Raw genomic sequence first — 10,929 nt, forward strand, 5'->3', positions numbered from 1 at the left:
CCCGCGGAGCGGGTCCCTCAGCGCTGCGCGCTGAGGACAGACGCGCTCCCGCTGCGCGGGAGCGGGCCCCTTCGGGGCCTGCCCTGCGCTCCGCTTCGGGCGCTGGGCTCCGCCCAGCAGGCCCAGCGAAGCCGGGCCACTGCCGGCCCCTTCGGGCCGGGGCCACGCCTTCGGCCTGGCCCTGCTGGAGGTCCGCTCCGCTCCCCACCAGCTGACCCCGTTTCACGGGGTCACGGGCCTACGGCCCGAGGGGCGTCCGCTCCGCTCCCACCCCGGGCCCTTCCGGCTCCGCCTCCAGGACCTGAGGACCGCTCCGCGGTCCGGCAAGCAGCAGAGGGAGGTGGCTCGGGTCCGCTCGATGGGCCGGGCCGGCGGATCGACCCGAACGGGCGGGGCATCTTCCGAACCTGCCAAGCGGGCCGGGCCAACGCGGTAGAGTCACCATACATCAACATGATGTACCTGTGTAGCATAACGCCAAGTTGGACACCACCTACCTGATGATTCCGCTCGCTCCGTCCCCTCGGCCAGTATTCGGATGTTGTGTGGAATCCCGCGAAAACCACCACTGGCCCCCGTTCATGTTCTTCGACTCGATGGAGGATTCTCGTGCAGGAGACCGCATCAATCACTCTCCGGCCGCATCAGGAAGAGGCCGTTGAGGCGATTGTCCGAGGGCTGGAACTCCCGCCGGGAAAGAGAATTCCGAAAAACGGCCTGCGGGCCACGGTGGTGGCCGCGTGCGGGACCGGGAAAACCTTCATGGCCGCGGCCGCAGCGCTCCGGCTGGCCCGGCACGGCCGGGTCCTGGTCCTGCTCCCCACCCTGGACCTGCTCACCCAGACCGCCGGGGAGTGGCGTACGGCCGGCCACACCGGGCCGGCGGTCGCGGTCTGCTCCTTGGAGGACCACGCCCAGTTGTACGGGCTGGGCGTGCGAACCACGACGTCGGCTCCGCAGCTGGGGCTGTGGCACGGGCGGGGGCCGGTGACCGTCTACGCGACCTACGCGTCCCTGCCCGTGATCGCCGAGGCGCACCGGGGGGAGTACGGGATCCCCATGGATCCCTTCGACCTGGTGGTCGTCGATGAAGCTCACCGCACCTCCGGATCCGCCGGGAAAGCCTGGGGCGACGTCCACCGACAGCAGATCATCCCGGCCGCCCGACGCCTCTACATGACCGCCACCCCCCGGATCTGGGCCGAGCGGCCACCCCGGACCCGGGCGGAGCAGCAGGCCGAGACCGAGCGGCGGCGTGCGGAGGAGGAAGCACGGAAGCTGAAGGCTCAAGAGGGGGGTCAGCCGTACGTGCCGCTGCGCCGGGTGGACCCGCTCCCCAAGGACATGGCCTGCTCCATGGACGACCCGAAGATCTTCGGACCCGTCGTCTATGAGCTGTCCCTGGCCGACAGCATCGCCCGGGGGCTTTTGGCGCGATATCAGGTAGTAGTTGCCGAATTGGTCGACCCAGTCGTGACCCCCGCCCGGCTCTACAGCGAAGAGCGGTGGGAGGAGCAACTGCGCGGGGAGCGGCTGGCCGCCGTCCAGACCGCGCTCCTGGAGACCATGGCCGCCCACGACCTGAAGACGACCATCACCTTCCACCATCGCACCGTGGAGGCGGAGGCCTTCGCCGAGGGCCTGCCCAAGGTGGCCCGCCGGCTGCATGCCGTGGATCCGGAGCGGCACCCCGCCACGGTGTGGGCGGGGTGGCTGCGCGGGGAGCACCAGGCCGAGCACCGGGCAGACATCATCGCGGACTTCGGGCGCCGGGCCGGGCGTGCTGTCCTTTCGAATTGCCGGGTTCTGGGGGAAGGGGTTGATATCAGGAGTGTGGACAGTGTGGCCCTGATCGACCCGAAGGGGTCCGCCGTGGATATCGTCCAGGCCATCGGTCGGGCGCTGCGCCAGAAGCCCGGTCAGGGGAAGATGGCTACCTTGATCGTGCCGATCTTCCTGAAGCAGGAGGAGGCGCCGGAGGATATTCTCACGTCGAAGTCGTATGGGCCGCTCATTCGGGTTTTGAATGGGCTTCGGGCGCATGATGAACGTGCTGTTGAGCTGCTGGCTATTCCGCAGGAGGAGCAGAAGCGGGACGTTCAGCCGTCGCCGATCCTCGGTCCTGCCCCCGCCGAAGGGGAGGAGGAGGCCCGGCTGCTGCTGCGGTTCGCGGCCCCCCGGGACCCCGCCCTCATCGCGAAATGGATCAAGTTCGCGGTCTTCAACACCGAGCGGGAGGACTGGAAGCGCGGGATCGAAGCAGCGTTCCGCTACCGGGAACGGGAGCAGCACCTCGAAGTCCCCTACGGGCACACCGAGGGCTCCTACCCGCTGGGGCGGTGGCTGTCGGACCAGCGTCAGGACTTCCGGGCCGGGACCATGACCGGGGAGCGGGCCGCCGAACTGGAGGGGCTGGGGATCGTGTGGGACACCGCCGATGCCGCCTTCGCCGAGAACCTCGCCGCCGCCCGCGCCTACTTCCAGCTGCACGGCACCCTCGCCGCTCCCCGGCACGCGACCACCCTGGACCGGCCGGTCGGGCAGTGGCTCACCAACCTCCGCCGCCCCGGCGGGCTGGGCAAGGATCCCGGGCGGGCGGGCCGGAGGGAGGCCGCGCTGGCCGCCATCGACCCGGACTGGAACCCCGGGGCGCTGGGGTGGACCGTCGACTGGCAGCGCCACTACTCCTACCTCGCGCAGATGTTCGCTGAAGGAGTGCGGCTGGCCGCGGTCCGACCGGGGGTGACCCGCCACGGGGAGGACATCGGCCGGTGGCTGGCCACCCAGCGCCAGACCTTCGGCCGGCTGACCGAGGAGCAGCAGCGGCGCCTTGCCGAACTCGGGGTCAAGGCCGCCCCACAGCCTCGCCAGAGCGCCGCAGCGGCCGGGCGGGCAGCTGCGGGTGAGCGGGGCGGGAGTGCCTTCGACAAGGGCGTACAGGCCCTTGCCCAGTACCAGGAACGGGAGGGCGGCGGCCTTCCGGGCCGCAACCACGTCGAGGAGCTGCCGGACGGACCGCACCGCACCGGCGTGTGGATCGTCAACCAGAAACAACGCCGCGACCGACTGACCGCCGAGCAGCTGGCCGCGCTCGCCGAGCTCGGGGTGGAGTGGGCCCGGTGACCGGGTCGGGGTCAGGCGCCGGGTGCCGTGCCCGCCTCGCGGGCGGCGTGCCGCTGGACTTCCACCGAGGGCGCCACGGCGGCCACCGCCTGGTCGACGCCGACCCCCGCCGCGTGCGCGTCGTTGAGCAGGCGGGTCACGTCCACGCCCTGGTTGTGGAGGCGGTCCATGGCGGCGGCCATGTCGGGCCAGGCCGGGGAGGCCAGGATCGCGTCGCGGACCATCCCTTCGGGCATCGTCGCGCGGAGCTGGTCGGCCCACCAGTCGGTGCCCGCGGCCCTGATGGTCGCCGAGTTCACCTCCACGGCCCGCTGAACGGTCGAAGCGACCGTGCCGAGCTGAGGCAGGAAAGCCGTAATGTCGACGCCGGCCCGCTGAAGCAGGACGAGCTGGCGGGCCAACTGCAACGCATCGCGATCGCCGCGGACTGCGCGGCCTCGGCGAGCGCTTCGCAGAACAGCTCGCCGGCGAGCATGGGAGCGGGGACGGTACGCCTACGTCGATGACACTCGGTGTTCACAGTCCGGTGCGGGTGCCCCAAGGGGTAGGTCAGTCCGCAAGTAGCCAGGGTACGCAAGGGGGTGAGCGGGCGCAGGGTTATGTACGACGATGAGGCCGTACAGGTTCGCTGACACAAGGGGAGCAGAAGAGACTTGCCGACAAGCTCGGTTCCAGATGGTACTGACCCGGACATACAACCCCCATCATCACGCTCCACGTCGAACGTCCCGCCGCCATGGGCCTGGTGGGTGATAGGCATACTTATTCCGGTCCTGGGGACCGCAGCGACCTTGTGGGCGACCACGGCAAGGCAGAACGAACCAGGGCACTCGGCATCCATCAGCGGTCCGCCAACATCACCGACACCTACGACTGCCCCCACGGCCGACCGTCCCGGTCGAACCGATGAGACATCAGGAACCAGTGCCACACCGTCACCTACGCCGATCGGCGTGATCGGAGCGTGGCAGGGGCAATACGGCTGCAGCTCCAACCCAACCCGGTTGAACCTGACCATCACCCCTTCCCAGGACAAGGCCCTGACGGCCGTCTTCAATTTCGGCCCACATCCCGGAAACCCCGGTGTACCCAAAGGTTCGTTTCGCATGTACGGAAGGTTGGACAGCGAGGTGCTCGAACTAAAGGCAACGGAATGGATTCAACAACCCGATGGCTATGCCATGCTCGACCTCACAGCGCCTGTCGAAGAGAGCCGTCCAACCAAGATCAGTGGCAGGCTGGGCGTCGCAGGAACATTTTACGACTGTTCGGAATTCTCTGTGGTCCGGTCCGACTGACATCACCAGAACGCCCCGCAAGAACAAGCCGCCGCGCTGAGGAACTGTGCGCTGCAGGGGCAACCGGGCTTTCGTCGACGAAAACCCGGTCACCAGCCCCAGCCCCCTCCCCCCGGCGTCCGAGCAGGTATGCCGTCACCGTGCGCGGCCTGTCCCCTTGACCCGCGAGACGGGCTGCCGGTGGGCGGGCACCGCGGCTTCCGCCGGAGCCGTGCACATGCCGATGCACCGAGCCGTCCCCCGGCTCCCGGGGCGCCGGGCCCCGACTTCCTCCCCCGGGCCCGGCCCCCGCCCCTCAGCGGCGCCCTCAACTGGCCTCCGGGCGCCTACCGCTACCTGGCGAGCGGCTCGATGGTGGCGTCGTCGGTGTACTGGCCGGCCTCGGCGGCGTGCACCGCGCACGCCGTGATCACACCGCCCGCCGTATCCGTGACCCGGTGCGTCATCAGCTCCGCACACGGCTGATCCAGCCGGTCATACGACCACGGCCGACCACACCCGGGAAAACAACAGCAGCTCCGCCGGCCAGCCGGCCGCTCTCGCCGAACTCGGGATCGAGTGCGGGCGTGACGCTTTTCAACGCCGCCTGCTATGGACGGTCAGGTGCTTGCCGAAGCGATTTCCACCACTGCCCTCTTCTTTGCCCTCGCCATTCGCGCAGGAGCTGGGTCGTCGCGATGGAGTCGGGATGGTGAACGCCCAAATTCTTGTTCTGGTGATCTAGGACCAGTTTCAGCATGTTGATAGCCTGGGATTTCCTACCTGCATCCCAGTAGGCGATGCTGAGCCTCACCCGACAGGACAAGGTCGAGGGGTCAGATGGGCCAAGAATCCGCTCGCGAAGCGCAAGGGTGTCTTCCATCAAACCCAGCAAGTCTGCAGCAGTCATTTTCTTGAAGAGTTCCGGCTTCGTGCGCGGGGCCTCACGCGCCCTACGGATGGATTCAGCCAGTACCTCGGTTTCGTAGGCGTAGTCCTCCTGAAACACGGCAAAGGCATCCTTGGTGCGATGTGCCCCCAGGTAGGCCGAAGCCAGCTCACGTCGGGCTATGACGGTCTTGCGGTCAGTCCGGCCGAGGATCCGTTCACTTGTGTCCGATACTCGCTGCCAGTACGGAACCGCGGCGGTGGCGAGGCCCCGGGAGCGCAAACTGCGGCCTACCCATAGGAGCAGATGGTGACCGTCCACCTCCCACAGCACATCCCCTGCGAATCCGTCCAGGCTGTCGACATTCGTATGCAGCACAGCCCTTTCCACGTTCGTGTGCCATAGCTCTGTGAGTGCTTCAGCCGCTGTCTTCACGATCTCTCGTTGTTCGGCACTCGGTGTGTGTTCACGAGCAGCGCGTGCCGTCAGGGCGTGCAGCTTCACCGCGCGGAAGCCGGCCTGCGCATCGTCGGTGAGCAGACCGTATCTGTGCAGGAGCCTCAACGCCGCTTTGGCCTGAGCCCTGTCGACCGGGGTAGGGCTATCGGGCGACGTCGTCGTCCGCCGGTGGGCGTTGAGGTAGTCGATGACTGCCTTCTCGCCCCAGAGCTCCCGGGGGTGGCCGGCAGGATCGAGAACCGCGGCGAGGCGCAGCGCCGGGATCGCGAGGCCTACGGGTTCGCATTCCTGGGCTACGTCCAGTGAGAGGAGCAGGGCGGCTGCCACCTGCCGTCCGTAGCCCTCCGTGTCTGCGTGGCGGGGAAACAGATCATCCAGTTTCGCAGCGCTGTCGTTGAAGAGGCGGAGGTAGTCCGTGCAGGGCACGTCCTCGTTGATCATGTAGGCGGCGGCGTGAGACAGCGCCAGGGGCAGAAAGCCGAGGGCCTCGGCCAGCGGCTGGGTCCGCGAGTCAATCAGGTGTTCCGCACGGGCCGATTTGAGGCGGGCGCGTAGGTAGGTGTCGGCTTCTTGTGAGCTGTAGGTGTTGATATCTACGACCGCGCGACCGTTGCCCGACAGGACAGCATCCTGGCGGCGGGTGGTGGCCACCACCCGGCCGGAGCCCCATGCAGAGGATGGTGGCCACCACGAGTGCATCGCGTCGGGGTCGGTGATGTCGTCGAGGATGACGAGCCAGGACCGTTTGGTGGTTGCCAGCCACTGGAGAAACGCTTTGGCGTCCTGCTCTCCGGTCTGGCCCGCCAGGGCATTCGGGACATCGATCACGTGAGCGGCGACCGCGTAGCGAGCGATCACCTGGTCCGTTTCGCTGGCGTCGACCCAGACAACCAGGTCGATGCCGTCGGCCAAGGCCTGATGGGCGTACGCGGAGGCGAGCTGGGTCTTTCCGACGCCGCCCCCGCCGGACAGGACCTGAGTCAGTACCACCGCGGTATGGCCGGCGGCGGCTTGTTCGATCGTGTTGCGGACCTCGGGTCGCTGCTGGAATGCCGATGCCAGAGCGGGAACTGCTCCCAAGCGGAGGGGCCACTGGACGGGCCCTTGCGCGACGGCCTGGGCGATCGTCAGATGACCTACATGACCGCTCACCGCGACCGCCCCCGCGGCCGACGCGATGGCGTCACCACTGTCGCTGACGGAGGAGGCTGCGGCATCGTCCTGCGGAGGGGACGGAAGCTGTTTCCTTGGACGCCACATCATGAGGTACCCGGCATTCGCTCTCCTGGCGTGGGCACGCTAGTCGGTGTAATCGATACCGGTCCCAGCCCTGCTGCCCGGTCCACGCGCGATGGCGTCGCCGGTTCCCTGAACCCGGGCTGTACCAGGGCCGGCTCCACGACGTCGTACGCCGGTATGCGCCTGCCCTCCGCTGCTGGCATCTGCTCGTCCGGTCTGCGTTGCGGTGTCTCCTCCTGCGTCCGGTGAAGCAGCCCGGGACTGGGCCCAGGCCCACACCAGCGCAGCGACCCCCGTGGCGGCCTGAATCGACGCACCCACGATCCCCGCGGTACCCGGGCCGTCGAGCAGCCAGATGGCCGGGGTCGAACCGATGCCCACCACTGCGGCGACCATCACCACGATCCGCTGTTTCCTCGACATGCTCATCTCTTCCCCCCAACTCCCCTGTCGTAGCCGCGCATCGGTGACAGCAGCCCGGCTTCAACACGGTTCCATACTGCGGGATGACTCCCTGTCTGTCGGATGAACCGGACAGATTGAGCGGCCCCAGAGGGATCCCAGCCACCACCCGCCTACGGGAGGCGAATCCACGTCGTGAGATCCCGGATGCCTACTCCTCGGTGAGCGGCTCGATGGTGGCGTCGTCGATGTACTGGCCGGCCTCGGCCGCGTGCACCGCGCACGCCGTGATCACACCACCCGCCGTACCCGTGACCCTGTGCGTCACCAGCTCCGCACACGGCTGATCCAGCCGGTCATACGACCACCGCCGACCACACCCGGGAAAGCAACACCAGCTCCTCCCCCCACCGGTACCCAGAGTGGGACCGTGATCGGGACAGACCCCCCACGGGATCGCACACAGCGGCGCAACATCCGGAACCACACCCGAAACCGACATGGAAACGACCGTAGCGCCCCCACCCCCGACACCAGCGCCGCACGGCCTCTATGCCCCGGACCGGGTGAACCAGAGCGCCCTACCGGCCCGGCCGAACCCCAGCCCCGTGCAACGACCCGCAACCCCACCCCCCTCCTACCTATAAGTCTGGAAACTCACCGGCAAGAAGAGGAGGTCTGAGCAGGGACGATGCCGAGCGTTCCCCGAAGTCGCTTCCCCCTCAGCTTCCCCCTCGGTTTCCCCCTCAGGTTCCCCGTGAGCTTCCCCCTCAGTTTCCCCCCAGGGGGCCGGCCGTCAGAGGTCGATCTCCAGGTAGTCGATGTCGGTGAACTCCACCACCAGGTCGTCCGCGCGGCGGCCGCCGTCGCGGAAGTAGACGTCCTGCAGACCCTCGGCGGCGATCCGCCGGAGATCCGCCTCGGAGGCGCCCGCGTCCTGGGCGGACAGCAGCCGGCCCGCGTACTCGGGCGGGAGGTGCTGGGTGATCCGCCGCATCCGGCCGTCGTCCGTCGACCCCGGAGCCGCGGTGAACCCGAATCGGGCGCGGGTCTCGATCACCAGCCCGGACTGTCCGGCGGCCCGCTGGCGGGCCCGTTTGCGGACGTGGGGCTGCCAGCGCTGGCGGACCTCCCGCTCCATCCGCTGCGCCAGGTCCGGTTTGGGGGTGCGGATCTGGTCTTTCACGTACCGCTCGACCGTGCGCTGGGAGATGCCGAGCAGCTGGGCCACCTGCCGGGTGGAGCCGGCGTGCTGCTTGACCAGGTAGCGCATGCGGGCGCCGGCGGATTTCGGGATCGGGCGGGTGAACGCCTGCTGCCCGGCCCGGTCGAGGCTGTCGCCGATGATGCCCATCCGTCTCCCCCTGTCCGACGCCGTGACCGGCGCCCCTCATCCTCGCCTACGGCGGTGGTCGGGTGCTGTCGGGATGCGCGGATAGTGCCTGGCCAGGCGGCTGTTCGGTTCCCGGGGGCAGGTCGGGGAGTCCGGAGGGTTTGCCCGTCGTGATCGCGAGCAGGAGGGGGTCACGACCAATCCGGTAACACCACGAGGAGGTCCCGATGTCGGGCACGCAGAAGACCAAGGCGCAGGCCGAGCAGGTCAAGGGCAAGGCCAAGGAGGCCATGGGCCGCATGGTCGGCAACGAGCGGATGACGGCGGACGGCCAGGCCGACCAGGCCAAGGGCCACGCCCGTCAGGCCAAGGAAGACGTCAAGGACACCTTCCGCCGCTGACCCCCTGCCCGCGGCCCGTCCGCCGCGGCCACATCCGGTGCCCCGACCCACCTCCCCCCAGGGTCGGGGCACCGGCCATGTCCGCCCCCACGGGCGCCGCGCCTTCCGGCCGGCCACCCCTCTGGCCTACGGCGCTTGTTCCGCTCTGGCGGACACCGAGCGCGTGGGGAGCTGGCCAGCGACGGCCGGCTCCGCCGTCGGAATGTGGTCGGGGCATGATTTCCGCTGTGCATGAGGACGAGAACGAGCGCGTGAGCGCGCGGTACACACTGGCCGAGACTGAGCACGGCCATGTCTGGGGCGTCTGCGCCGAGGCGGAGGGACTGTTCGGGGAATCCCAGCGCGGGACGTACGAGCTGTTCGGTTGGGTTCCGGAGGAATCCGGCGTGCCCGTTTGGGTGGGCAGCCGGGTGTGGCTGGTGCCGGACGACGAGGCACTCGATGCCTGGCTGCTGGAGGACGCGGAGAGCCTGGGGCAACTGCGCCGGACGGACAGTCTGCTGCTCACCGGCATGGACGACTACGAAGGTCCGCCCGAGGGGCACAGAGGGCGCGTTCGCGTGCACGACGGGCACCGCTGGCTGGGGTCCTGCCGGGAGTTCACCCGTGTCCTGCCGCCCGAGCAGGTGCCGCCCCCGCTGGTCCTACGGGGGCTCGCCCAGAGTGATCAGCTGAGAGCGGCGCTGATGAAGGGCACCCGGAGGGCGCTGGATCTGGAGGAGGCCGCTCTGAAGATACGGGACGCCGAAGGTGAGCTACTGACTGATCGGCTGGTCTGGGCAACAGTCCGTGGCTGGCGTCCGTCCGCCTGCGGAGCAGACCTGATCGACCTGGAGCTCGACGGAAGCGGCTTCACACCCGTTCCCGAGTACGCCCGGCCCATCTGGGAGCGGTGGCTCTCCGGGCCGCCGGACGCCGTGAACGCCTGGGCCGGCCTCGATACCCGCCGCCGCGGAGCCTGGCATGACCTCGTCCGAGAGCGGGCCTGTCGGCGCACCCACTGCGACCGGCCATCCGGTCACCGCTACGAACTCGACGGCCGGCACATCACCGACGAAGCAGCCCTCTACCTGGCACTCGGGGAGGCGATCAACGGGGCGGGCGGTTACTTCGGCGACTGTCTCGCCGCGCTTGACGACTGCCTGCGCGGCACCTTCGGCTACACCGCCCCCGCCACACTGCTTTGGCGAGACGCCGCGACCGCACGCGAGTACCTGTCCCACACCCTGACACCGGATGGCCACTCTTACGACCTGTTCTCCGCAGTCCTCGAAGCCCTGGCCCAGGGTGGCATGGATGTCACTCTGGCATGAGCTCGCGCTGGCGGATCTGCGCGGCGAATACCACCCTGGACATACTGATTTCTGATCTCGCGATCCGTCGGGTTGGATGGCGCCATGACGAGACGAGGCAGGGCGAAGAAGAAGCGGCCTCCGTTCGACATACCGCGGGAGATCATCCTGCTGTCAGGACCGGACGCGTGGCCCTACACGTTCACCGCCGACGACTCGGGTGGCGGATGCGGCAAGGTCGCGATGCCCACCGACGCGGCCCTTGAGGATGTGCAGGCGGCGGTCTTCACGCCGCTGGCGGATCTCACCCGTACCCTCCACGGTATCGAGATCGGCATCGTCTGGTCCCCCTTGACACCGGACTCGTGGGTCGGGCGCATCAGTTCCATCGCCACGGATGGGGCGAACTCTCAACAGATCTAGGGCCTGTTTTAGAAGTTGCTGGTGTGCTGGGTGGGGCGTCCGGGGAAGTAGCGGGCGGCCATCCAAAGGGTGAGGTCGCGGGCGATCCGGT

The 10,929-nt window shown here is 68.7% G+C and carries 8 protein-coding genes; 5 read left to right on the top strand and 3 right to left on the bottom strand.

Features of this window, described 5'->3' with window-relative positions; genetic code table 11:
- Window positions 1-609: 609 nt before the first annotated feature.
- Window positions 610-3,123, top strand: coding sequence for a helicase associated domain-containing protein (locus ACZ50K_RS37270; RefSeq protein ID WP_468911838.1), 2,514 nt, complete (start codon window positions 610-612; stop codon window positions 3,121-3,123).
- A gap of 11 nt (window positions 3,124-3,134) precedes the next feature.
- On the opposite strand, the gene ACZ50K_RS37275 is transcribed toward ACZ50K_RS37270, so the two are convergent.
- Window positions 3,135-3,428, bottom strand: a complete 294-nt coding sequence (locus ACZ50K_RS37275; RefSeq protein ID WP_468911841.1) for a hypothetical protein — start codon at window positions 3,426-3,428, stop codon at window positions 3,135-3,137.
- A gap of 699 nt (window positions 3,429-4,127) precedes the next feature.
- Between ACZ50K_RS37275 and ACZ50K_RS37280 the strand changes: the two genes are divergently transcribed.
- On the top strand, window positions 4,128-4,421 hold the full coding sequence (locus ACZ50K_RS37280) for a hypothetical protein (protein WP_468911844.1): 294 nt from the start codon (window positions 4,128-4,130) through the stop codon (window positions 4,419-4,421).
- Window positions 4,422-5,010: 589 nt separating this feature from the next.
- Here the strand turns inward: ACZ50K_RS37280 and ACZ50K_RS37285 are convergent.
- Together ACZ50K_RS37285 and tpg are read right to left on the bottom strand one after the other, a co-directional pair.
- Window positions 5,011-6,900 (bottom strand): tetratricopeptide repeat protein, encoded by a 1,890-nt coding sequence (locus ACZ50K_RS37285; RefSeq protein WP_468911846.1) that lies wholly within the window; start codon window positions 6,898-6,900, stop codon window positions 5,011-5,013.
- A 1,285-nt stretch (window positions 6,901-8,185) separates the two neighbouring features.
- A complete protein-coding gene (gene tpg, locus ACZ50K_RS37290; protein WP_468911848.1) occupies window positions 8,186-8,743 on the bottom strand; it encodes a telomere-protecting terminal protein Tpg in 558 nt (185 codons plus the stop codon).
- 206 nt (window positions 8,744-8,949) lie between these two features.
- Here tpg and ACZ50K_RS37295 point away from each other — a divergent pair, with 206 nt between their 5' ends.
- The 3 genes from ACZ50K_RS37295 to ACZ50K_RS37305 all read left to right on the top strand — a co-directional run bounded on the left by ACZ50K_RS37295 (window position 8,950) and on the right by ACZ50K_RS37305 (window position 10,838).
- Window positions 8,950-9,123, top strand: a complete 174-nt coding sequence (locus ACZ50K_RS37295; protein WP_468911851.1) for a CsbD family protein — start codon at window positions 8,950-8,952, stop codon at window positions 9,121-9,123.
- A 215-nt stretch (window positions 9,124-9,338) separates the two neighbouring features.
- On the top strand, window positions 9,339-10,436 hold the full coding sequence (locus ACZ50K_RS37300) for a barstar family protein (RefSeq protein WP_468911853.1): 1,098 nt from the start codon (window positions 9,339-9,341) through the stop codon (window positions 10,434-10,436).
- An 84-nt stretch (window positions 10,437-10,520) separates the two neighbouring features.
- Window positions 10,521-10,838, top strand: a complete 318-nt coding sequence (locus ACZ50K_RS37305; RefSeq protein ID WP_468911855.1) for a hypothetical protein — start codon at window positions 10,521-10,523, stop codon at window positions 10,836-10,838.
- Window positions 10,839-10,929: the final 91 nt, after the last annotated feature.

Source organism: Streptomyces sp. NPDC033845 (genome assembly GCF_055576225.1).